Annotated in this window: 21 protein-coding genes, 1 tRNA gene and 1 riboswitch; of the genes, 14 read left to right on the top strand and 8 right to left on the bottom strand. The window is 59.9% G+C overall.

Features of this window, described 5'->3' with window-relative positions; genetic code table 11:
* The first annotated feature begins 1 nt into the window (after position 1).
* The 3 genes from AACT07_RS14750 to AACT07_RS14740 all read left to right on the top strand — a co-directional run bounded on the left by AACT07_RS14750 (position 2) and on the right by AACT07_RS14740 (position 2,008).
* A complete protein-coding gene (locus tag AACT07_RS14750) occupies positions 2-388 on the top strand; it encodes a hypothetical protein (RefSeq protein ID WP_069528534.1) in 387 nt (128 codons plus the stop codon).
* Positions 389-468: 80 nt separating this feature from the next.
* A protein-coding gene (locus tag AACT07_RS14745) for an IS3 family transposase (RefSeq protein ID WP_139123923.1) occupies positions 469-1,631 on the top strand; the annotation gives its coding sequence in 2 pieces (ribosomal slippage) (positions 469-724 and positions 724-1,631; 1,164 coding nt in all).
* Positions 1,628-2,008, top strand: coding sequence for a hypothetical protein (locus AACT07_RS14740; protein ID WP_069528530.1), 381 nt, complete (start codon positions 1,628-1,630; stop codon positions 2,006-2,008). The genes AACT07_RS14745 and AACT07_RS14740 overlap by 4 nt, the downstream gene beginning before the upstream one ends.
* Before the next feature lie 460 nt (positions 2,009-2,468).
* On the opposite strand, the gene AACT07_RS14735 is transcribed toward AACT07_RS14740, so the two are convergent.
* Positions 2,469-2,554: transfer RNA gene (locus tag AACT07_RS14735), tRNA-Leu, on the bottom strand.
* A 143-nt stretch (positions 2,555-2,697) separates the two neighbouring features.
* Here AACT07_RS14735 and AACT07_RS14730 point away from each other — a divergent pair.
* Positions 2,698-3,231 carry an RDD family protein gene (locus tag AACT07_RS14730; RefSeq protein WP_069528526.1) on the top strand — a complete coding sequence of 178 codons (534 nt, stop codon included), beginning with the start codon at positions 2,698-2,700 and terminating at the stop codon, positions 3,229-3,231.
* A gap of 74 nt (positions 3,232-3,305) precedes the next feature.
* Here the strand turns inward: AACT07_RS14730 and lptG are convergent, their stop codons facing one another.
* Positions 3,306-4,376, bottom strand: coding sequence for an LPS export ABC transporter permease LptG (gene lptG / locus AACT07_RS14725; protein ID WP_005355217.1), 1,071 nt, complete (start codon positions 4,374-4,376; stop codon positions 3,306-3,308).
* A gap of 25 nt (positions 4,377-4,401) precedes the next feature.
* Complete coding sequence (gene lptF / locus AACT07_RS14720; RefSeq protein WP_005356742.1) at positions 4,402-5,514, bottom strand: LPS export ABC transporter permease LptF; 1,113 nt, start codon at positions 5,512-5,514, stop codon at positions 4,402-4,404.
* 172 nt (positions 5,515-5,686) lie between these two features.
* On the opposite strand from lptF, the gene pepA reads away from it, so the two are divergent.
* The 3 genes from pepA (at position 5,687) to AACT07_RS14705 (ending at position 10,742) form a co-directional block, all read left to right on the top strand.
* Positions 5,687-7,195: a leucyl aminopeptidase gene (gene pepA / locus AACT07_RS14715; protein ID WP_005336423.1), complete on the top strand. Its 1,509-nt coding sequence runs from the start codon at positions 5,687-5,689 to the stop codon at positions 7,193-7,195.
* Positions 7,196-7,369: 174 nt separating this feature from the next.
* The gene (locus AACT07_RS14710; RefSeq protein ID WP_005336425.1) at positions 7,370-7,825 is read left to right on the top strand and encodes a DNA polymerase III subunit chi; all 456 of its coding nucleotides are present in this window, start codon (positions 7,370-7,372) and stop codon (positions 7,823-7,825) included.
* A gap of 64 nt (positions 7,826-7,889) precedes the next feature.
* On the top strand, positions 7,890-10,742 hold the full coding sequence (locus AACT07_RS14705) for a valine--tRNA ligase (RefSeq protein WP_047437342.1): 2,853 nt from the start codon (positions 7,890-7,892) through the stop codon (positions 10,740-10,742).
* Between the two features lie 67 nt (positions 10,743-10,809).
* Here the strand turns inward: AACT07_RS14705 and AACT07_RS14700 are convergent, their stop codons facing one another.
* Positions 10,810-11,796 (bottom strand): sodium:calcium antiporter, encoded by a 987-nt coding sequence (locus AACT07_RS14700; protein ID WP_069528524.1) that lies wholly within the window; start codon positions 11,794-11,796, stop codon positions 10,810-10,812.
* Positions 11,797-11,883: 87 nt separating this feature from the next.
* Positions 11,884-11,991: riboswitch (yybP-ykoY riboswitch) on the bottom strand.
* A 172-nt stretch (positions 11,992-12,163) separates the two neighbouring features.
* Between AACT07_RS14700 and AACT07_RS14695 the strand changes: the two genes are divergently transcribed.
* Positions 12,164-12,751, top strand: a complete 588-nt coding sequence (locus tag AACT07_RS14695) for a superinfection exclusion B family protein (RefSeq protein ID WP_005336432.1) — start codon at positions 12,164-12,166, stop codon at positions 12,749-12,751.
* A 96-nt stretch (positions 12,752-12,847) separates the two neighbouring features.
* Here the strand turns inward: AACT07_RS14695 and AACT07_RS14690 are convergent, their stop codons facing one another.
* Together AACT07_RS14690 and AACT07_RS14685 are read right to left on the bottom strand one after the other, a co-directional pair.
* Positions 12,848-13,708, bottom strand: coding sequence for an AraC family transcriptional regulator (locus AACT07_RS14690; RefSeq protein ID WP_069528522.1), 861 nt, complete (start codon positions 13,706-13,708; stop codon positions 12,848-12,850).
* A 4-nt stretch (positions 13,709-13,712) separates the two neighbouring features.
* On the bottom strand, positions 13,713-14,210 hold the full coding sequence (locus AACT07_RS14685; protein ID WP_069528520.1) for a GNAT family N-acetyltransferase: 498 nt from the start codon (positions 14,208-14,210) through the stop codon (positions 13,713-13,715).
* 161 nt (positions 14,211-14,371) lie between these two features.
* Here AACT07_RS14685 and AACT07_RS14680 point away from each other — a divergent pair, with 161 nt between their 5' ends.
* Positions 14,372-15,820 carry a catalase gene (locus tag AACT07_RS14680; protein ID WP_069528518.1) on the top strand — a complete coding sequence of 483 codons (1,449 nt, stop codon included), beginning with the start codon at positions 14,372-14,374 and terminating at the stop codon, positions 15,818-15,820.
* A gap of 310 nt (positions 15,821-16,130) precedes the next feature.
* Here AACT07_RS14680 and AACT07_RS14675 read toward each other — a convergent pair whose 3' ends face one another.
* Complete coding sequence (locus tag AACT07_RS14675; RefSeq protein WP_069528514.1) at positions 16,131-16,448, bottom strand: DUF1496 domain-containing protein; 318 nt, start codon at positions 16,446-16,448, stop codon at positions 16,131-16,133.
* Positions 16,449-16,671: 223 nt separating this feature from the next.
* On the opposite strand from AACT07_RS14675, the gene AACT07_RS14670 reads away from it, so the two are divergent.
* Together AACT07_RS14670 and AACT07_RS14665 are read left to right on the top strand one after the other, a co-directional pair.
* Positions 16,672-18,066, top strand: coding sequence for a hypothetical protein (locus tag AACT07_RS14670; RefSeq protein ID WP_069528512.1), 1,395 nt, complete (start codon positions 16,672-16,674; stop codon positions 18,064-18,066).
* A 109-nt stretch (positions 18,067-18,175) separates the two neighbouring features.
* On the top strand, positions 18,176-18,952 hold the full coding sequence (locus AACT07_RS14665) for a substrate-binding periplasmic protein (protein WP_069528510.1): 777 nt from the start codon (positions 18,176-18,178) through the stop codon (positions 18,950-18,952).
* Between the two features lie 12 nt (positions 18,953-18,964).
* Here the strand turns inward: AACT07_RS14665 and AACT07_RS14660 are convergent, their stop codons facing one another.
* Complete coding sequence (locus AACT07_RS14660) at positions 18,965-19,813, bottom strand: helix-turn-helix transcriptional regulator (RefSeq protein ID WP_069528508.1); 849 nt, start codon at positions 19,811-19,813, stop codon at positions 18,965-18,967.
* Between the two features lie 146 nt (positions 19,814-19,959).
* Between AACT07_RS14660 and tyrS the strand changes: the two genes are divergently transcribed.
* The 3 genes from tyrS (at position 19,960) to AACT07_RS14645 (ending at position 23,051) form a co-directional block, all read left to right on the top strand.
* Entirely contained in the window at positions 19,960-21,225 is a 1,266-nt protein-coding gene (gene tyrS / locus AACT07_RS14655; protein WP_069528506.1) for a tyrosine--tRNA ligase, read from the top strand.
* Positions 21,226-21,393: 168 nt separating this feature from the next.
* Positions 21,394-22,305, top strand: coding sequence for a lipase family alpha/beta hydrolase (locus AACT07_RS14650; protein ID WP_031227935.1), 912 nt, complete (start codon positions 21,394-21,396; stop codon positions 22,303-22,305).
* On the top strand, positions 22,302-23,051 hold the full coding sequence (locus tag AACT07_RS14645) for a lipase secretion chaperone (protein WP_069528504.1): 750 nt from the start codon (positions 22,302-22,304) through the stop codon (positions 23,049-23,051). The genes AACT07_RS14650 and AACT07_RS14645 overlap by 4 nt, the downstream gene beginning before the upstream one ends.
* The last annotated feature ends 27 nt before the right edge of the window (positions 23,052-23,078 follow it).

Below are 23,078 nucleotides of genomic sequence, written 5' to 3'. Positions count from 1 at the left end.
TATGGATTCAATAGGATTTTATGAAGACGATGAAGGAATTTGTTGTGATATTCTTCTGAGGGCCTTTGGTTTTGAACCAATTCAAATCATCAACCTTGAGCACTACGAACTTGATGAGAAATTCAAGGAAGACGTTAGGTTTATTTATGATAACCAAAAAAACATACACCAAAAAATAACCCCCAATGTAATTGAGTATATCCAAAAAAAATATCAGTCTGAAAACCACCCCTTCGAACTGATGAAAATATACACATCTCATGATGTTAAGAGAGAGTTTGGTTTTTTATTTAGTTGGATAGGAGACCAAGAACATGGCATTGGTGTAAAGCTAAATTGCAATGGTGATATCATCAAGATTGGCTCAGCTGAAACAGCATTTATATAATTTACATGCCTTTGTAGTGGTCTAATCATCCCGGACACCATTTTAGGTGGTACAGTCGCCACCATGACTTGAGGTGTTCAATGACAAGATTACGCCGCTCATTTACTGCCGAATTCAAACTCGAAGCTGCATCCCTGGTGCTCGACCAGGGATATTCTGTCCCCGAAGCAAGCCGTTCACTGGATGTCGGTGAAACCGTACTTCGCCGCTGGGTTCAGCAACTGCAATCCGAACGAACCGGCACCACGCCTATCAGCAAAGCACTGACTCCGGAGCAGCAAAAAATCCAGGAGCTGGAAGCCCGTATCAACCGGCTCGAACGTGAAAAGGACATTCTAAAAAAGGCTACTGCTCTCTTGATGGCGGACGAGTTCACACGTACGCGCTGATAGGCCGATTAAGGGAGCAAGCCCCCATCATCTTGGTCTGCTGCGCTTTCGATGTTCCAACATCCTGCTTTTACGACTATCTGGCCCGCAGACGGGCGATTAACCGTGAGCGGATACAGCAACGCAGTGAGTTGCGCCGGTTGTTCAAAGAAAGCCGGAACTCTGCGGGCAGCCGCGCCTTGATGCCGATGATGCGAGAGTTGGGGTATCAGATTGGCCGATTCAAAGTACGTAACCTGATGAAGGAAGCCGGTCTGGTATCCAAGCAACCGGGCGCTCATCGCTATCAGGTCGCTCGGTCTGAACGACCGGATATTCCCAATCTGCTGGCTCGCGAATTTGATGTCCAGCAACCCAATCAGGTGTGGTGTGGCGATATCACCTACGTCTGGGCAGGTGGACGCTGGTATTACCTGGCAGCGGTGCTTGACCTGCACACCCGGCGGGTCGTGGGCTGGGCGATGTCTGATAAACCTGATGCAGAATTGGCAATCAAAGCACTGGAGATGGCCTATCAGCTGCGTGGTTGCCCATCTGGTGTGCTATTTCACTCCGACCAGGGCAGCCAATATGGTAGCCGGGCATTTCGGCAACGACCGTGGCGCTATCGCATGACCCAGAGCATGAGTCGGCGTGGCAACTGCTGGGATAACGCCCCGATGGAACGGTTGTTCAGAAGCCTGAAGTCAGAGTGGCTCCCGGCTATGGGATATATGAGCTTGCGGGAAGCAAAGCGGGATATCAGTTATTACCTGATGGATTACTACAACTGGCGGCGTCCACATCACCACAATGACGTGATACCGCCAGCACAAGCCGAGGTTCGGCCTAACCAAGTGTCCGGATTTAGTTGACCACTACAAACGCGGCAACAGGCTTAACCAAGATTCATCACGCATGTACCGAAGGTACTCAATGCCAAAAAACTACTGCGCGTGAAATTGGGCGCTTTAGTGGGGCCATCGGTGGAGGGCTCTGGGTAGCTGAAGTTGGGGGGTCTATCGCTATTGGAGCGGCCAGTGGTGTCGCTATCGCCTTTGGCGTTGTGCTATCAGCGCCTGTTATTGCTGTAGTTGGCATCGGTGGAGCAGTGGCCGGCGGCTATTACGCTGGTGACAAGTTCAGTGAGATGGGAGCTAAGGTTGGAGAGATCATTTCCGATGCTGCCGACCAAGGCTCAGAAAAAGTTATGGATGTTTTGTATAAAATGAAAGGTGCTTTTGATGACTGACATACTTGCTCTGATTGGTGCCATCAGCAGCCTAATATTATTAGGGCTATTTTTCACATTGCCGTTCACTTTGCTAATGATGATTTTCATGACACCAAAGCTGGATCGGTTCATGTCTGACAACCCAAAGCTTGAAAGCCAGTGGTTCGTGAATCTCTTTACGAGATTCCACCGGTATGGTGTTGCTCTGATGGTCGACTCAAAGCGCTACAAATGCCCAAACGGACTAAAGTGGCTAGCTGTCCTATCAACCCTAATGAGTTTCATCTTCCTAGCTGCATGTGTTGGTACACTTTTTCTGCTTTAGGCCATCAACTTTAAGTGATCACAGCAGCATCCCAATGCAACTGATTGGGATCTTGCCTGTCACAACGATGAAGCCCTGCCGCCACTTTGTCGCCACTCAACAGCAGAAAAACAAAAGGCCATCATTGCTGATGGCCTTTTGTCATGAATTTGATGGTGCCCGGGGTCGGACTCGAACCGACACGGTTATTCACCGGCGGATTTTGAATCCGCTGCGTCTACCGATTTCGCCACCCGGGCAACTGCGAGGGATTATACGAATGGCGCGATGCCATGCAAGGTGTTTTTCGATTGAACACTCCCGTTTGTTCATTTATTCAACGCCTTGCCGATGCGGGGCCAGTTACATAGAATGCCGCCATCATCTTAATGGAATAAAAACGATGGCCAAGCCTAAAAAAGTCCAACAAAAATCCCCCTCTACCGCCACTCAGCCATACCCGTCAGCGGGTCTGATGCGTCGCCTCGGCGCCCTGATCTATGATGCGCTGGTGGTGACTTCGCTGCTGATCATCGCCGGCTTCATCGGCATGGGTGTCGCCAAGCTGCTGCTGGTCACCGGCATGGCCAGCGTACCGGCGGGTGAAGATACCGTCTGGTTGCTGACCCGACACCACCTGAGCCTGATCTACACCCTGTGGCTCGCCTTCGTCATCTGTGGTTTCTACACCTGGTTCTGGACCCGTGCTGGCCAGACCGTCGGCATGCGCGCCTGGCGGCTGCGCATTCAGAACGAAGATGGCAGCCACATCCGCGTTACCCAGGCGTTGATCCGTCTCGCTACCGCCGCCTTTGGTCTGGGCAACCTGATGTGCCTGTTCAACCGCCAGCGTCCGCGGGCGTTTCAGGATATCTGGGCCGAGTGCGAAGTGATCGTGCTGAGCAAGCAGGAGAATCTGGAATTGCTAAACAAGTAATACCGGGTCAATGCAGCAACGAAAGAGGGCACCAACAGGTGCCCTCTTTGCATTTCCTCATAACCTCGTGCGGATTACTGCTTGCGGCTGAGGATGTAGAAGGAGATACCGCCAAACAGCAGGCTGGGCGCGATAGCCGCCAGAATCGGCGGTACCGCATAGACCAGACTGATGGGGCCGAACACCCGATCACTCACATAGACGGCGAAGCCGGTCATGATCCCCATCAGCATCCGTGCCCCCATGCTCACCGAACGCAACGGGCCGAAGATGAAGGAGGAGGCCAGCAGGATCATCGCCACCACCGAGAGCGGTGACAGTAATTTGCGCCACATCTCCAGCTTGTAGCGACCGGCATCCTGCTTGTTGGCATCGAGATAGCCGATGTAATCGAGCAGACCAGAGACCGAGAGGTTCTCGGGGTCGATACTTACCACCCCCAGCTGCTTGGGCGTCAACTCCGAGCTCCACTCCATCTTGTCATGCTGTTCGCTGCGGATCTGCGCCGGGTCGTCGAAGCGGGTAACCTGGGTCTGCTTGAGCAGCCAGTGGTGGCGCTCGAACACCCCCTCCTGCGCCTGCACCACGTCGATCAGCTTGCGCTCGGGGGTGAAGCGATAGAGGGTGATGCCGGTGAGGGCGCCATCGTTACGCACCCCGTTGATATTGACGAAGTTGTTGCCATCGCGAGCCCACACCCCGTAGGCGGAAACCGTCAGACGACCTTCGGACAGCGCGCCCGCCTTGATGTCATCGGCCATCCGCTTGGCGATGGGGGCCACATATTCCCCCATCAACCCCACCATGATCATCAGCGGGATCGCCGTCTTGAGCGCCGCCATCACGATACTGATCTTGGAGCGACCCGCCGCCTGCATCACCACCAGCTCGGAGCTGGTCGCCAGCTGACCCAGACCAATCAGGCCACCCAGCAGCGCGGCCAGCGGGAAGAAGAGCACCGCCTCCTTGGGCATGGAGAGCAGCACATAGTAGAGGGCGTTGATCATGTCGTAGTTGCCGTCACCGACCGACTTGAGCTGCTCCACATATTTGATGAGCCCCGCCAGGCCAACCAGCGTGATTTCACACAGCAGGATCGACATGAAAATGACCCGACCGATATATCTATCGAGAATGCCAAACATCAGCAGAAGTTCCTATGTTGCAGCATCATGCTGATTTTCTGTTGAAATAGCGCCCTTTCACCCCGTTCCACCAGCTGGTGCCCTGCAGATTGAGGGGCAGGCCGATAAACAGCAGGTAACCGAGCGGCACCAGGAACATCCCCGGCCAGTAGGGCAGCCGACCGCTGTCGATGGCCGAACGGGCGGCGCTGAGCAGCAGGAAGTAGGAGAGATAGAGCATGATGGCCGGCAGCAGCTTGGCGTAGCGCCCCTGACGGGGATTGACCCGCGCCAGCGGTACCACCAGCAGGGTGAGCACCGGAATGGAGAGGGGCAGCGAGATACGCCACTGCAATTCCGCCATCATGGCGTTGTCCTGGGTACCGAACAGTTCCATGGTCGGCTTGGCCGCTGCCTTGCGGTTGGAACGCTCCATCTCTTGCTGGCGGATCACCAGACCATATTCGCGAAAATCGGAGATCTGGAACTGCTTGCCGGAGAAGTTCCCTTCGTAGCGGGAACCATCCATCAGAGTCAGCCACTGCAGACCGTTCTCATCGACCGTCACCACCCCTTCGGTCGCCACCACCACCGAGGGAGGATTGTTCCCCTCCGCCCGCTGCAGCACGAAGATCTTTTGCAGTTTTGAGCCGTTGTCGTTCAAATCCTGGATATAGGCAACCAGACGCCCCTTGTCGAGCTCCATAAAGCGGCCAGCCTGCAGGAAGGAGATACCCGGATCCGACTTGAACTCGTCGATCACCTGATACTCGCGCTCCTTGGCCTGCGGGGCGATCCAGCCGGTGTTGAACGCCGCAACCACCGCCGTCAGCAAGGCCAGCAACATGGCGCTGCGCATCACGAAACGGTGGCTGAAGCCGACCGCATGCATCACCGTCATCTCGCTTTCGGCGTAGAGGCGACCATGGGCAAACAAAATGGCTAAAAAGAGACTGATAGGCAGCATCAACAGCGCCATATTGGGCAAGTTGAGCAGCAGCAGGGTGGAGACCAGACGTGTCGGCACCTCGCCATCGGCGGCGTCACCGATGATCTTGATAAATTGTTGGCTGACAAAGATAAGCAGCAATACGAATAACACTGCCAGCTGGGTTTTCAGGGTTTCCCTGAACAAATATCGGAAAACGATCACAGTCATTCCCAAGTAAACTTGTGTTTTTAGTCGAATGCCTGAAAAATAGGGCCGTATATTGGATTTTTACCAGTTTGAACTGCGGAGCCTGTGGCTGTTCGCTCCGCCTCTGATACCCCAACAAGCACCGCATTATTCAATAAAAGGTGCCTTTTGTCTTTAGGATGTAGGAGATTCCATGGAGTTCAGTGTAAAGAGTGGCAGTCCAGAGAAGCAACGGAGCGCCTGCGTCGTAGTCGGCGTATTTGAGCCTCGTCGCCTCTCTCCGGTTGCCGAACAACTGGACAAGATCAGCGATGGCTATATCAGTTCGCTGCTGCGCCGTGGCGACCTGGAAGGGAAACCAGGCCAGATGCTGCTGCTGCATCAAGTACCGGGAGTGCTCAGTGAGCGCGTACTGCTGGTCGGATGCGGCAAGGAGCGGGAACTCGACGAACGCCAGTACAAGCAGATCATCAACAAGACCATCACCACCCTGAACGAAACCGGCTCCATGGAAGCGGTCTGCTTCCTCACCGAGCTGCACGTCAAGGGTCGGGATACCTATTGGAAGGTACGCCAGGCGGTAGAAACCACCAAGGCGGGCCTCTACAGCTTTGATCAGTTCAAAACCAACAAGGCCGAGCCACGTCGCCCGCTGCGCAAGCTGGTATTCAACGTGCCGACGCGTCGGGAACTGACCATTGGTGAAAAAGCCATCGCTCACGGTCTGGCCGTGGCCAAGGGTGTGCGGGTCTGCCGCGACGTGGCGAACATGCCGCCCAATGTCTGCAACCCGGCCTATCTGGCCTCCCAGGCCCGTCGTCTGGCCGATGCCTACGACAACATCACCACCAAGGTGGTGGGCGAGCAGGAGATGGCCGAGCTCGGCATGAACTCTTATCTGGCGGTGGCCCGCGGCTCCGACAACGAAGCCATGATGGCCATCATCGAATACAAGGGTCATCCGGATGCCAAGCCCATCGTGCTGGTCGGCAAGGGTCTGACCTTCGACTCCGGCGGCATCTCCATCAAACCGGCCGACGGCATGGACGAAATGAAGTACGACATGGGTGGCGCCGCCTCCGTGCTCGGTACCATGCATGCGCTGGCCCAGCTGCAACTGCCGATCAACGTCATCGGCGTGCTGGCAGGCTGCGAGAACATGCCGGGTGGCAACGCCTATCGTCCGGGTGACATCCTTACCTCCATGTCCGGCCAGACCATCGAAGTGCTCAACACCGATGCGGAAGGTCGTCTGGTGCTGTGTGATGCACTGACCTATGTGGACCGCTTCGATCCGGAAACCGTGATCGACGTGGCGACTCTGACCGGTGCCTGCGTCATCGCGCTGGGTCACCACACCTCGGGTCTGCTGGCCAACCACAACCCGCTGGCCCACGAGCTGCTCAACGCCTCCGAACAGGCGGGTGATCGCGCATGGCGTCTGCCGCTGTTTGACGAGTATCAGGAGCAGATCGACAGCCCGTTTGCCGACATGGCCAACATCGGCGGTCGTCCGGCCGGTACCATCACCGCGGCCGCCTTCCTGTCACGCTTCACCAAGAAGTACAACTGGGCCCACCTGGATATCGCCGGGACTGCCTGGAAGAGTGGCAAGGATAAAGGCTCCACCGGTCGTCCGGTGCCCCTGCTGACCCAGTTCCTGCTGAACCGGGCTGGCGTGGATATCGAAGAGAAAGAGTAACTCTCCGGCCCCTGCCGATGGCTGCATCGGATGGGTTGGCGTTACCCTGAACCACAAGGAAGAGGCCCGCCTCTTCCTTGTTTCATTCTTGAATCAGTGAGCTGCGGACGGGAAACGCCCCGTCAGCCTCATGAGGCGGTCAACAGTCCGTCACCGCAAAACGGGATCAACCTGATGAGCCAAGTGACCTTTTACCTGATGAGCGAACAGGATGACGCGCAGGCCTCTGCGGTCGAGCGACTGGCCTGCACTCTTGCAGCCGAGTCGTGGGGCGCGGGCCATATCTACCTGTTCTGCGACGATGAGGCCCAGGCCCTGCGCCTGGACGAGCTGTTGTGGCAACTGCCGCCGGAGCGCTTCGTGCCGCACCAGCTGCAAGGCGAAAGCGGCATGGCCCCGGTGGAGATCGGCTATCAGCCACCGAAACGGCGCTACGCCCGCCTCATCAATCTGGCCACTGCGACACCTTTGTTTGCAGGACACTTCGCTCAAGTGGTAGATTTTGTCCCCACTGACGAAACACAAAAGCAGCAAGCCCGCGAGCGCTACAAGCACTATCGCCAGGCAGGCCATACCCTCGAAATGAGGGATCAGCCCGTCCTTGCCGCACCGGATCCGGCGCAGCCCTGACTGCAACCAATTGATCCATAAAGAATCAACACCAGACTCCATCCATCCAGATTACGGCGAGACCATGGAAAAGACTTTTAATCACAACGCCATCGAACAGGCGCTCTATCAGCACTGGGAAGCCCAGGGTTACTTCAAGCCCCACGGCGACACCAGCAAAGACTCCTTCTGCATCATGATCCCGCCGCCGAACGTCACCGGCAGCCTGCACATGGGTCACGCCTTCCAGCAAACCCTGATGGATACCCTGATCCGCTACAACCGCATGCAGGGCAAAAACACCCTGTGGCAGGCAGGTACCGACCACGCCGGTATCGCCACCCAGATGGTGGTTGAGCGCAAGATCGCCGCAGAAGAGGGCAAGACTCGCCACGATTACGGCCGTGACGCCTTCATCGACAAGATTTGGCAGTGGAAGGAAGAGTCCGGTGGCACCATCACCCGCCAGATGCGCCGTCTGGGCGACTCCGTGGATTGGGAGCGCGAGCGCTTCACCATGGATGAGGGTCTCTCCGCCGCCGTGCAGGAAGTATTTGTCCGTCTTTACGAAGATGGCCTGATGTACCGCGGCAAGCGTCTGGTGAACTGGGATCCGAAACTCAACACCGCCATCTCCGATCTGGAAGTGGAAAACCGCGAGATCAAGGGCCACATGTGGCACCTGCGCTATCCGCTGGCCAACGGCGCCAAGACCGCCGAAGGCAAGGATTACCTGATCGTCGCCACCACCCGTCCGGAGACCATGCTGGGCGATACCGCCGTGGCCGTGAACCCGGAAGACCCGCGCTACAAGGCGCTGATCGGCCAGCACATCCTGCTGCCGCTGGTGAACCGCCTGATCCCCATCGTCGCCGATGAACACGCCGACATGGAGAAGGGCACCGGGTGCGTGAAGATCACCCCGGCCCACGACTTCAACGATAACGAAGTAGGCAAGCGCCACAGCCTGCCGATGATCAACATCTTCACTCTGGACGCCCACGTGCGTGCCGAGGCTGAAGTGGTCGACACCAACGGCAACCCGAGCACCGCCTACGATGCCGCCCTGCCAGCCGAGTTCGCCGGTCTGGAGCGCTTCGCCGCTCGTAAGGCGATTCTGGCCAAGCTCGAAGAGCTGGGTCTGCTGGACGAGATCAAGGATCACGTGCTGCAACAGCCTTACGGCGATCGCGGTGGCGTGCCCATCGAGCCGATGCTGACCGACCAGTGGTACGTGCGCGTGGCACCGATGGCCAAGACCGCCATCGAGGCGGTGGAAGATGGCCGCATCCAGTTCGTGCCGAAGCAGTACGAAAACATGTACTTCTCCTGGATGCGCGACATTCAGGACTGGTGCGTCTCCCGTCAGCTCTGGTGGGGTCACCGCATCCCGGCATGGTATGACGACGCCGGCAACGTCTACGTTGGCCGCAGCGAAGACGAAGTGCGCGCCAAGCACAGCATCCCGGCCGTAACCGTACTGCGTCAGGACGAAGACGTGCTCGACACCTGGTTCAGCTCCGCCCTGTGGACCTTCTCCACTCTGGGCTGGCCGAACAACACCGAGGCACTCAAGACCTTCCACCCGACCGACGTGCTGATGAGCGGCTTCGACATCATCTTCTTCTGGATTGCCCGGATGATCATGATGACCATGCACTTCATCAAGGACGAAAACGGCCAGCCGCAAGTCCCGTTCAAGACCGTCTACATCACCGGTCTTATCCGTGACGAAGAGGGCCAGAAGATGTCCAAGTCCAAGGGCAACGTGCTGGACCCGCTCGACATGATCGACGGTATCTCGCTGGAAGACCTGCTGGAGAAGCGCACAGGCAACATGATGCAGCCGCAGATGGCCGAGAAGATCGCCAAGCGTACCGCCAAGCAATTCCCGGAAGGGATCGATGCCCACGGTACCGACGCCCTGCGCTTCACTCTGGCCGCGCTGGCCTCTACCGGTCGTGACATCAACTGGGACATGAAGCGCCTGGACGGCTACAACAACTTCTGCAACAAGCTGTGGAACGCCTCCCGCTATGTGCTGATGAACACCGAAGATCAGGATTGCGGCTTCAACGGCGGCGAGATGCAGTTCAGTCTGGCGGATCGCTGGATCCAGTCTCAGCTGCAAGTGGCCATCCGTGACTTCCGTACCGCCCTCGATACCTACCGCTTCGACATCGCGGCTGGCGTGCTGTACGAATTTATCTGGAACCAGTTCTGTGACTGGTATCTGGAGCTGACCAAGCCGGTACTGACCAAGGGTTCCGAGGCCGAGCAGCGCGCTGCCCGCCACACCCTCGTGACTGTGCTCGAAACCCTGCTGCGTCTGGCGCACCCGATCATCCCGTTCATCACCGAGACCATCTGGAAATCGGTCGCCCCGCTGGCTGGCGTACACGCCGACACCATCATGATTCAGGCCTTCCCGGAGTTCGATGCCGCCAAGGTGGACGAAGCCGCGATGGCGGATCAGGAGTGGGTGAAGGAGTTCATCGTCAGCATCCGCAACATCCGCGCCGAGATGAACGTGGCACCGAGCGTGCCCCTCAACGTGCTGCTCCAGTGCGATGCCAAGGATGCCCAGCGCGCCGCCGACAACGAGGCCTTCCTCAAGTCGCTGGCCCGTCTGGAGTCTATCCGCGTACTGGCGGACGGTGAAACCGCCCCGCTGTCAGTGAAGAAGCTGATCGGTGCCACCGAGCTGATGATCCCGATGGCCGGTCTCATCGACAAGGATGCCGAACTGGCCCGTCTGGCCAAAGAGGTTGCCCGTCTGGTGGGCGAGTGCGGCCGTATCGAAGGCAAACTCGGCAACGAAGCCTTCGTCGCCAAGGCACCGGAAGCGGTCATCGCCAAAGAACGCGAGAAGCTGGAAGATTACCGTCTCCAGCTGACCAAGCTGGAAGCCCAGCAGGCCGAAATCGCCGCGCTGTAAGCACCGCCCCTACCGATACAACAAAGCCCCCTGCCAAGGGGGCTTTTTCATATCCGCGCTTCCCGTTTCAGCTCACCAGCAACCAGCCGCAAAAACCGAGATAGAGCAGGCCGACCAGTGCCAACCGTTCGGCGGTCATCACCCCCTTTCTGAACCCCCACCAGAGCAACCCCACCGCCAGCAACGTCACCAGCGAGGAGGCCATCATGGCGCCATCCAGCAGCCAGGGGGTAAAGATCAAGCAGAACGCCTTGGGGATAGTGCCCTGGATCATCATGGCCCCGGAGATATTGGCCAGCGCCAGCCGATTCTTGCCCTGCCGCACCCAGATCAGCACGTTCATCAGCTCCGGCATCTCGGTCGCCACCGGACTCAACAGCAGGGCCGCCAGCACCGGCGAGAGGCTAAAAAGCTCGCCCATGCTCTCCAGCTGATGGACAAACAGCTGGGCCGCCAGCGCCACCACCACCAGTGCAGCCAGTGTCTGCAGCAGCACCTTGCCAAGGGGCGGGATCCCGGCATTTGGAGCCAGCTTGAGGGGCTCCGGCAGCTCGACCTCATGGCTGTCGCTTTGTTTCAGCTCGCGCCTTACATAGACGAGGTAGACCAGCACGAACAGCGGAGCCAACCAGCTCTTGCCGGTAAAGGCGACCAGCCCCAGCGCGGTCGCCACCAGAAAGATGCCGATAAACCAGCGCTGATCCCGGCCAATCTCGCGCTGCACCTCGCCATCGATGGCCCGTTCGGTACGCCCCATGCAAAGCAGCAGGGTGAGGCCGACTGCCGCATAGCCGATGGTCGCCAACACCAGCGGCCCGCCGAGGGCGGCGCCAATGCCTATCTCCTGCTGGGCGGTTGTGTTGCCCATCAGCAGGGCGGTGAGGGTCACGATACACTCGGGCAGTGCCGTACCCAGTGCCGCCAGCAGGGAGCCGGTGGCGCTTTGGGAGAGTTTGAAGTGGTGACCGATCCACTCGATGCCGTTGACGAAGTATTCGCAGGCAAGGTAGATGGTGACCGCAGAGACGAGAAATAACAGCAGGGTAATCAACATAATAGATACCGCCAGGCGAGCAGAATAACCGATGGACCCGACATGGCTCGCCCGGCTGGCGTGCATATCGAGGCCAAAGGTCTTGCAGAGCGATAGTGCCTATCGCCGCCCATGCCATGGATACGAGGATCCAAGAGTGTTGACATGGGCCCGGCCCGGAATGCGGGCGGGTTGCTACTCCCCAATGACTGAGGGGACGTTTTAGCAACTCGACCGCCGCCTCACAAGGCAAATTAATGACAACTCATTCAATAAGTTGTAAGGGAATGTAACCTCGCCAGCCCCTCCTCCCCACTGCTATTGCGCTGTTGGCACACCGATTGCTGTAGGTAGTTCACTATCCACAACAGTTTGGGAAGGATGAACAATGAAACGGTGGATCCAACATTTCTATCAACTGAACCGCCTCAACTGGCTGATGGTCTGGTTGTTGCTCTGCTGCAGCATCATTCTGCTGTTTCCAGCCGGGCTGATGAAAGGGGCCGTCAGCCAGTGGGCTGCGGATCATGCGGCCTGGCTGGGGGTCGGCATGCTGATCGCCATCTCCTACTTCTGCAGTCAGGGCTTCCTGATCGCCTGGGAGTGGGCATGCGAAGAGTGGCAGGCGCGCCGTCAGCAGGATCAGCTGGCCCAGATGATCGGCTTCCTCGACTTCAACGAGAAGGCGGTGCTGCGCGAGTTCGTGCTGCAGCGTAAAAGCGTCATAAACTTGCCGATCACCGAGCCCGCCGTCAAAAACCTGATGGATGCCGGCGTTCTCACCTACGCCTACGGCAAACCGACCCGGGAGAAGGATGACGAGAACCAGATCCGCGCCCTGATGATCGCCCTGCCCGCCCGACCGCTGCTCACCTACAAGGTGCTGGGGTTGTCGCGCGGCAAGATGAGCGACGAGCAGGTGGAGCAGATCATGAACGCCCGTCCCAAGTTCGCCCAGAAGGGGTTCCAGCGCTAACCGCCGCCCAGCCGCCAGATGCAAAAGAGCCGGACACTGTCCGGCTCTCTCGTTTCTGCGCGACGTTCTGTACCATCCCTTCCGTCTTGCTGCGTCCTACCCCTTGAGGCTGGAGCAAAAGCTGACATCGTCCTGCACAGGATCATCGCTCATGCTGTGATAAAGCTCGAAGCAGGGACCATTGCCAAACTCCAGCCCGGCAGCAACGATGTCGCCGATATGCTCCTGCCAACGAGGGCCATACTGACTGCGGTCGGTAATAAGATAACGGGACTGGGCGTAACGACCGGCGGGAATAATCTGGATCTCGACCGCACCCATCCCCACCGTCCCCGCAGGCACCGTCACCCCGTTGTCAGTGCGACACTGGGCTGGCGGAGTCACCTCGGGGTTATCGTGATAGATGAAGATCCACTCCCCACCTTCCAGACCGCGGGCGCTGGCCCACTGATGCAGCTGACTACAAACGGGACCATACCCCTCGCCATAGGGGCCGGTGACACGCATATAAGCCAGAGTGCGGGCGTCCATCTCGATGGTTTTCATGGTATTGCTCCGTGCTGATGAGTGACCCTCAGCATAAGGATTCGGCTGCACAAGTGCGTGTCCATCCTTGCTCATCAAGTGTCCATTCTTGCTCTTGTCGCGGCGAAACTCTCCCGGCGTGCAACCATAGTAACGGCGAAATACCTTGGCAAACGCCTGGGAGCTGGCGAGCCCCGCCCCCAACGCAATGGCCGTGACACTGGCATCGGTATAGCAGAGCTGCCAAGCAGCCCGCTGGATGCGCAGACGACGACACATCTCCCCGGGTGTCTCCCCCGCCACAGCCGTAAACACCCGGTGAAAATGGTAGAAAGACAAGCAGGCACTGCTTGCCAGCGTTTCAATGGAGAGATCGGGATTCTGCTCCAGCGCCCGGATCACCGGGCGCAATCTGTCCTGATAATCGACCATGCCGTTAGCGACTGGCGCTCCCCGCAACTCTGGCCATATAGAGTGCATCCACATAACGCCCTTGGCGGAAGGCATAGTCACGGGCCAACCCCTCCTGCGTGAAACCGAACTTGCGATAGAGCGCCTGTGCGGCCTCATTGTCGGTATAGACGGTCAGCTCAATCCGGTGCAGGTTGAGCCAGTTATCGGCCAGATCCAGCGCCGCGGCCATCAGGGCAGAGCCCACCCCTTTGCCGGCCCAGTCATCCCGTACCCCCATACCGATACAGGCCACATGCTTGCGTCTCGGATTGGACTCAACCAGCAGCGAGAGCTGGCCTACCAGCAGGCCGTCAACCTCGGCCACCAAGGCGATCACATCACTGCTCTCCAACCGCTTCTGCCACTGGCTCAGGGGAGGTGTGGGCAGGTGCAGAGTGCCCGCCTGGGCATTAGGCATGGCGTAGAGATCCCGTAAGGCGGGGGCATCGGTGGGTTCGGCATGACGGATAGTAATCTGCATATGAGGCTCCTTCTCGAAACCTCCATCATGCAATATCCGGCGCGGTTACACATCCCCTACCCGCACCCATTTGTCTTACCTATCAAAGGGCGAGGAAAGGCCCATTGGCCGAGCACGGCGCAGATCCGTAGGCTGACCCCATATCAACAAGGAGAGAAGCCATGACTGACAAGACCCTGCACAGCGCCAACGGCGCCCCCGTCGTCGACAACAACAACAGCCTCACCGCCGGCCCGCGCGGCCCCATCCTGATGCAAGATATCTGGTTGATGGAGAAACTCGCCCACTTCGACCGCGAGCGCATTCCCGAGCGGGTGGTTCACGCTAAGGGCTCGGGCGCCTACGGCACCTTTACCGTGACCCACGACATCAGCCAGTTCAGCAAGGCCGATCTGTTCAGCGCCATCGGCAAGCAGACGCCTGTATTCCTGCGCTTCTCCACCGTGGCCGGTGAGAAAGGCGCCGCCGATGCCGAACGCGACGTGCGCGGCTTCGCTCTCAAGTTCTATACCGAGCAGGGCAACTGGGATCTGGTGGGTAACAACACCCCGGTCTTTTTCATCCGCGATCCGCTGAAATTCCCTGACTTCATCCACACCCAGAAGCGGGATCCGCGCACCAACCTGCGCAGCGCCACCGCAGCCTGGGACTTCTGGTCACGCCATCCGGAATCCCTGCATCAGGTCACCATACTGTTCAGCGATCGCGGCATCCCCAAGAGCCTGCGGGAGATGAACGGCTACGGCAGCCACACCTTCAGCTTTATCAACGATGCCAACGAGCGCTTCTGGGTCAAGTTCCACTTCAAGACCGAGCAGGGCCACAGCTTCTACACCGATGAAGAGGCCGCCACCGCCGTCGGGCAGGATCGGGAGACCAGTCAGGCGGATCTGTTCAATGCCATCGAGCGGGGCGACTTCCCGCGCTGGAAGGTCTATGTGCAGGTGATGCCGGAGGCCGAAGCTCAGACTTACAACATCCACCCGTTCGACCTGACCAAGGTGTGGCCGCACAGCGACTACCCGCTGATCCCGGTGGGCGTGCTGGAGCTCAACCAGAACCCGGACAACTACTTCGCCCATGTGGAGCAGGCCGCCTTTACCCCGGCCAACGTGGTGCCCGGTATCGGCTTCTCGCCGGATCGCATGTTGCAAGGGCGGCTCTTCTCCTACGGTGACACCCAGCGCTATCGCCTCGGCGTCAACCACGGTCTGCTGCCGGTCAACGCCCCGCGCTGCCCGTTCCATCACGGCGCCCATCGTGACGGTGCCATGCGAGCGGACAGCAATGGCGGCGCCAGCCCCAACTATCAGCCGAACCGTTTCGGTACCCAACAGCCGAGCGAGCAGCACGAACCTGCGCTGAGTCTGGAAGGGGCCGCCCTGCACTACGACTTCCGTGACTACGACAGCGACTACTACAGCCAGCCGGGCAACCTGTTCCGCATCATGGACGAGGGGCAGCGTTCACGGCTCGCCGCCAACCTGGCCCGATCCCTTGTCAATGTGGAGGATGACGCCATCGTCGCGGCCCAGCTCAAACACTTCGAGCAGGCCGACCCCGAATACGCCAAGCGGGTCGAACTGGCACTGGCCGCCTTGCAGCGCTAAGCCACAAGCAGGCAACATCTGCAAAAACAAAACGGGGGCCTGATGGCCCCCGTTATCTTGCTATTGACGGTGAGAAATAGAAAACGGAGCCCGAGGCTCCGTTTTTTCAATGCTGTATCAATCCCGGACGGAACGCGCTTCGCGCTCTTCCCGCTCCCTTGCCAACAAGCGTTTGTACCACCAGCTACTGCGACGACGTTGTGCATTGGAAGAGCGACGAGCCATTTCTTAGGTTCCAGCCAAGAGAAGAAAGGAGCTGCATTATGCGACAGGGATCACGTCCATGTCTTTAGCTGGATCAAGAAAAGCCTCACTGACCCACGGAAATCGTCTTCTGGTTTTTCGCACCACGGGTGGCAGGCAACACCACCGCAGGAGAGCGCCAGGCCAACGGGCCATTGCTCTCGAGGTCGTTCTGCGGGCCACACTCCAGCCAGATATCTCCCTGCAGAATGCGGGCCCCTTCGGAATATTTCTGATCCGCAAACCAGCAGACCCGCTCGGGCAATGAGCCCAGCGGCAACACCAGCTCGGGACTGGCAGACTCGCCCACCACAGTGGTTTTGGACGCGGCCAGAGCAGGGGCGAGCCAGAGGGAGGCCAGCAGGCAGAGCAGTACATTTTTCATGAGAGGGATCCTGTTTCGATGGGAGGCACTCTCGAAGAGTCGACCAGCCCCGGGGTTTACTTGACTGACAATCATACTGCCTGCTGGCATTGTGGAACCAATATGGTAGCCTGCCAGCGCCTGCGGGCAGTCTCTCGCTGCCACGCGCAAACTTCCGGTGAATTTGTCACGTCCTGACAAAATATAACCTTACTTATCAAATCGTTATTTGGATATTATCCCAATGCGTATCATGCCGTTGCTTCAGGCGGCCTGCCTGAGCCTGATGTTGTCCGCCTGCGTTGCCCCATTGCTGATGATGAGCCCCACCAGCCAACTGATGTGGGCCCTGCTCAAGCCGCTGGTCGGCTTTGACCCGAACGAGGTCAATCTGTTCGAACAACCCCTGATCAAGGATCGGATGACCGCCATCCTTGGCCCCAACTACGACAGCACCATGCAGTTGCTCAAGACTGCCGACAAGTTACAGCAGGAGGGGCCGCTTTTCTATGTAGTCTCCGAGTATGCGCCCGTGCCGGATATCGCCAAGCAGGCGGGGATGGTGTGGAACTCGCAAACCAACCAGATGTCGGTATTGTTGCAAAAAGGGGATGGCACCACCCTGACCTTCGGCGAAAATCTGGCGGGCACGGCACCGACCTGGCCAACCGCCATGCAGGGCTGGCAGACCCCTACCAGCCAGCTCACCCCGGCGACCAATGCCCTGACCGGCGCAGCGACCAGTCAGAGTGGCGCCTCCCCCTTCTCCCTTGGCAGCGCGCTGGGCACAGTGACCCGCGGCGTCACCGGCTCGCTGACCAACAGCGCAAGTCAGGCTATCAGCGGCGCAGCCGCCAACGCCACAGGGCAGGCCGCCAGACAAGCCACCGGACAGGCCGCCCAAGCGGTGAACCAAAGCGCAACCGATCTTACCCGCACTGCAACCACCGCAGTCACTGCACCCGCCAAACAGGCAGTGAGCAGTGCCGCTGCGACCGCGACGCAAGAAGCCACCAAGGCCGTTGCCGCTCCGGCCAAACAGGCAGCCAGCAGCGCCGCTGCGACCGCGGCGCAAGAAGCTACCAAGGCCGTTGTCACACCTGCCAAACAGGCTGTCAGCAGCGCCACTGCGACCGCGGCGCAAGAAGCTACCAAGGCCGTTGTCACACCTGCCAAGCAAGCCGTCAGCAGCGCCGCTGCAACCGCGACGCAAGAAGCGGCCAAAGCCGTTGCCATTCCTGCCAAGCAAGCAGTCAATAGCGCCGCTGCTGCCGCGACCCAAGAAGCCACCAAAGCCGTTGCCGCTCCTGCCAAACAGGCCGTCAGCAACGCCGCTGCGACCATGACCCAAGAAGCCACCAAGGCTGTTACCGCTCCTGCCAAACAGGCCGTCAGCAGTGCCGCTGCGACCGCGACGCAAGAAGCCACCAAAGCCTTTGCCGCGCCTGCCAAACAGGCAGTCAGCAGTGCTGCCGCTACCGTGACGCAAGAGGCAACCAAGGCCGTTACCGATCCGGCCAAACAGGCTGTCAGTGCCGCATCCCATACGGCCGGAGAGAGCGTCGCCGATGCCGCCAGAGCGGCGGAAGCCAAGGCGCGCGCCAAGGCAGAGGCGGAGATGGAAGCCCTGCTCAAATAAACCGACAGGCCACCGCAAGGTGGCCTGTTTTTTATCCCGCTACCGGATCATGACGTTATGGAAAAGGCCACATAGACTGTTAGGTAACTACCCGCACAAGGAGTGCATCATGCGTCGTCTGCTCCCTGCTCTCGCTTCTCTCGCCCTGTTTATCGCGCTCCCGGCTCCGGCACTTATCTACTATTCGGAGCAGAACATGCCACTCAATGGCCAGGATAAAAATGGTCAGCCTGTGGGGTTAGCAGTCGAGTTGCTGCGCCTGATGTGGCGCGAAATGGGGGAGCCGGAGCAACCCATCCACTTTCTGCCCTGGGCCCGCGGCTGGTATCTGCTGACCCAGCAGCAAGAGGCCGTGCTCTTTACCACGGCACATACCAAGGAGCGGGATCCCCACTTCCTCTGGGTCTGCCCCATCAGCCACTCCAGGGTCGCGCTGGTCGGCCGCAAGCAGGATGCCCCCAAAGTGGCCAGCAAAGCGGATCTCGCCAAGCTGCAGATTGGTGTGATGCAGGCGGATGTCGGGGAGCAGTTGCTGCTCAACCGCGGGATCAGCCCTGGCAATATGATGTCGGTAGAGCGCATGGATCAGGTGGTGCGCCAGCTCATCATGGCACGCACCGATCTGGTGGCGGGCAACGAGGTGATGCTGCGCCATCAGGCCAAGGAGCTGGGTTTTCCCAGCGAGGATTTTGTCACCGTCGCGATCATTGAAGAGCAGGATAACTGCTTCGCCTTCAACCTGAGGGCAGACAAGCAACAGGTTGCCCGCCTGCAACAGGCGCTGGACAAGGTCAAACAGGGGGATGAATACAAGCAGCTGATGAAGCGCTACCAGTTGCTCAGTATCCTGCCCGAAACAACTCCCACCATCCCGAGCATCGAGTAACTCCGGCCCACCCTATGGCGGGCTCTCTCTATCTCCCGCCGATGACGCCTGCGATGCCTCCACCGGAGCAGTAATGAGGTGGTTCAGAAAGAGATTGAACAGCTCGGCCCGCGAGCCGAGCCGCAGCTTGCCATAGAGATGCTTGCGGTGATTCTTCACCGTGCCGCTGCCAATCCCGAGCGCTGCGGCAATCGCCTCGGTATCCAATCCCTGCAGCAGCAACTCCGCCACCTGCCGCTCGCGCCGGGTGAGCAAATCCCCCCCGACACTCGACATAGCCTGCTCCACCGCACTCCGGAGGCTGGCGCTGTCTGGCAGCGCAGTGCTCTGGGCCAACAGCGGCTGGCTCTGCCGCCACTGCTGACGACAGAGCGAATGCACCAGCGGGAACAGCTGCTCCAGCCTCGCCAGCTCGTCACGACTGAGGGTACTGCGCTTGTCGAGGCGCCCCAGAAACAGCATCAGCGTCAGCCCGTCCCGCACCGGCAGGATCAGCCCCACCTCCTCCTGCCAGCCGGTGGCCTGATAGAAGTGGTGGCGATATTCGGGATCGAGCCGCCCTTGGGAGACCTGCGCCAGGGTCCAGACGCCGGCAGGCAAGCCCTGCTCCAGCGCCTGCATAAAGGGATCCTGACTGAAGTGGCTGGTGAGGTAGCGATCAAACAGCAGAGCCCGCTGATGGTTGAGGTTGTCGTAGAGGTAGACGGGCCGCTGCCCCACCCCGAGCAGCAGGGCGCAATCAAACGCCACCTGTTGCTGGATCAGCCGCACCAACGCCGCCGCAAAGGCGCTGCTGTGCAGGGCATCGACCACCCCGGTCATGCTGCGGGTCAAGGCATCTGTGGTGAATGGCTGGGTCATGGTGGCACGTTTCCGGTGACGAGGAGCGATTCCCCGCTATGGCTGAATGCTAGCACGAGAGTGGCAAAACTGTCCCTCAGGGGACATATCCGCCACCAGCCAGAACGGCGAGGATGACGGCTTTTCCCCCTGCTGTTGGAGAACCCATGATCAACCCCCACCTGCTCGATGAGCTGACCGAGCGCGGCCTTGTGGCCCAGAATTCCGACCCAGCGGCCCTGGCCGATCATCTTGCCACCCCGCGCACCGTCTATTGCGGGTTCGATCCCACCGCCGGCAGCCTGCATATCGGTCATCTGGTGCCGCTCTTGATGCTGCGCCGCTTCCAGCTGGCGGGCCACACCCCGGTGGCACTGGTGGGCGGGGCAACCGGCCTTATTGGCGATCCCAGCTTCAAGGCGACCGAGCGCAGCCTCAACAGTGCCGATACCGTGCAGGGTTGGGTCGCCAGCCTGTCGGCCCAGATCAGGGCGCTGCTGCCCGCCGATGAGGGCCTGTCGGCCCCGCAACTGGTCAACAATGGCGACTGGATGGGGCAGATGTCCGCCCTCGATTTTCTGCGGGATATCGGCAAGCACTTCTCGGTCAATGCAATGCTGGCGCGGGAGTCGGTGCGCCAGCGACTGGCCCGCCCGGATCAGGGCATCTCGTTCACCGAGTTCTCCTACGCTCTGCTGCAATCCTACGACTTTGCGGTGCTGCACCAGCGGCTCGGTTGCACCCTGCAGATTGGCGGCAACGACCAGTGGGGCAATATCACCAGCGGCATGGATCTCACCCGTCGCCTCCATCAGGCTCAGGTGCACGGCATGACCCTGCCCCTTATCACCAAGGCAGACGGCACCAAGTTCGGCAAGACCGAAGGGGGCGCGGTCTGGCTCGATCCGGCGCTCACCTCCCCTTACGCCTTCTACCAGTTCTGGCTCGGCACCGCGGATGAGGATGTCTACCGCTTCCTGCGCTACTACAGCTTTATGTCGCTGAGCGAGATTGATGCACTGGAGGCGGAAGACGCCAAGCGGCAGGGGCGAAAGCAGGCCCAGCAGGTGCTGGCCGATGAGCTGACCGAGCTGGTACACGGCAAGGCGGCGCTGGCAGCGGTGCAGCGCATCAGCGAGCTGCTGTTTAGCGGCGATGTGGCCCGCCTCGGCGAGAGCGATCTGGCCCAGCTGGCGCAGGATGGCATGCCGAGCAGCACCGTCAGCGGCGAGACGGATCTGGTCAGCCTGCTGGTCAGCTGCGGTCTGGCTAACTCCAGGCGCATCGCCCGCGAACTGCTGGCGGCGGGCGCCATCAGCCTCAATGGTGTGCTCAAGCAAGATGATCAGCTGAGCGCCACTGATCGGCTGTTTGGTCGCTACCTGCTGCTGCGCCGGGGCAAGAAGCAGTATCACCTGGTGGAGTGGCAATAAGCCGTAGGGCGGGGAGCACCGCTTCCCCGCCCGCACCCTGAATTCCTTTTGAATCCCGAGTTGCGATCCCCCTCACAGCCTCTCCCGTCAGCAGCCACCATACTGGCACCGGCGAACATGGAGTACGCCACACAATCTGTTCCTCACGATTCAACAAGGATGCTGATGATGAAGAGATGGCTTCTGGTGCTGCTCTGCACCCTGCCCATGCTGGCACACGCCAGCGGATACACCCAGACCCGCTACCCCATAGTGCTGGTGCACGGCCTGTTCGGCTTCGACAAGCTGCTCGGGGTCGATTACTTCTACGGCATTCCCCAGGCCCTGAGCCGGGATGGTGCCAAAGTCTACGTGGCTCAGGTATCGGCCACCGCCAGTTCGGAGCAACGGGGGGAGCAACTGCTCGCCCAAGTTGAGCTGCTGCTGGCTGCCACCGGCGCCGAGAAGGTCAACCTGATCGGCCACTCCCATGGCGGCCCGACCATCCGCTATGTCGCTTCGGTCGCCCCCGAGCTGGTCGCCTCCGCCACCAGCGTCGGCGGGGTCAACTACGGCTCAGAGATTGCCGATCTGGTGCGGGCCAATGCCGCCCCCGGCTCGGCCGCCGAGAAGCTGGCGGCCGCCGCAGCCCACGCCCTCTCCGGCATGATTTCGCTGCTCTCGGGCGGGAGTCAGCTGCCACAAGATCCGGTCGCAGCCCTCGATGCCCTTACCAGCAAGGGGGCCAGCCAGTTCAACCAGCGCTATCCGGAGGGGCTGCCCAGCCGCTATTGCGGCGAGGGGCCGATGCAGGCCAGCAACGGCGTCTACTACTTCTCCTGGAGTGGGCGCGGCAACCTGACCAATCTGCTGGATCCGGTGGATCCTGCGCTGGCGCTGACCGGCGCCTTCTTCAAGGAACCCAATGATGGACTGGTCGGGGTCTGCAGCAGCCACCTCGGCAAGGTGATCGGCACCGACTACCGGATGAACCATCTGGATGAGGTGAACCAGTCCTTCGGCATCCACCATCTGTTCGAGACCGATCCGGTCACCCTCTATCGCCAGCATGCCAACCGTCTCAAGGAGCTGGGACTATGAAGATAGCCACCCTGCTCGTCGTACCCTGCGCCATCACCCTGCTGCTTGGCGGAGTGTTGCTCTGGCCCACGGCACCGACGGCAGACTCATCCCCCGCTCAAGCCAGCCAGCATGCACAGAGCCACCCGCACGATCCCGAGCAGGAGGCAGCCGATGCCCTGCAGGCGCGCTATCGCACCTTTGTCTCCGCCCAGAGCAGCCTGACAGTGCCCACCGAGATCTCCCTCGCCAGCCTGCAGATCCTGTTTGACGAGCGGGAGCAACTGCGCCAGCAGAGCTTTACCCCGGCCGAGCAGGCCCAGCTGTTTGCCGAGGATCGACTGATGGAGCAGCTGACCCTGCGCCGCAGGGCGCTGGCGGAGGCAAGAGACAGCGACAAGTCGCAGCTGGCCAGCGAGCTGGATCTCTGGCTGGCGGAGCAACCGGGCTGGTTTCGCGAAGCGGAGGCCAACAGCCGCCTGCTTGAGGAGTTGCAAGAGCTGGCGCAGATGGACCCGGCCAAACGGGAGGCTCTGCTGCTGGAGACGGGGGGGCCGGAAGCGGTGGATCGGATGCGCCAGCTGGAGCAGAACCGGCAGGGGTTCGAGGAGCAGCTCAGCGGCTTTCTGGCCGAGTTCAGACAACTGCCGAACGAGGCCCGGGCCGAACAGCAGCAGGAGGTGCTGGCCCGCTGGTTCGAGCCCGGACAGTGGCGCCGGGTCGAGGCACTCACCCGGCTCAAGCTGGGGGAGCCACACACCGAATGAGAAGGGGGCCCGTGATGGGCCCCCTTG

This window comes from Aeromonas sp. ANP5 (assembly GCF_963870295.1).
GTDB classification, from domain to species: Bacteria; Pseudomonadota; Gammaproteobacteria; order Enterobacterales; family Aeromonadaceae; genus Aeromonas; species Aeromonas veronii.
This window is presented reverse-complemented; position numbering and strand designations above follow the sequence as displayed.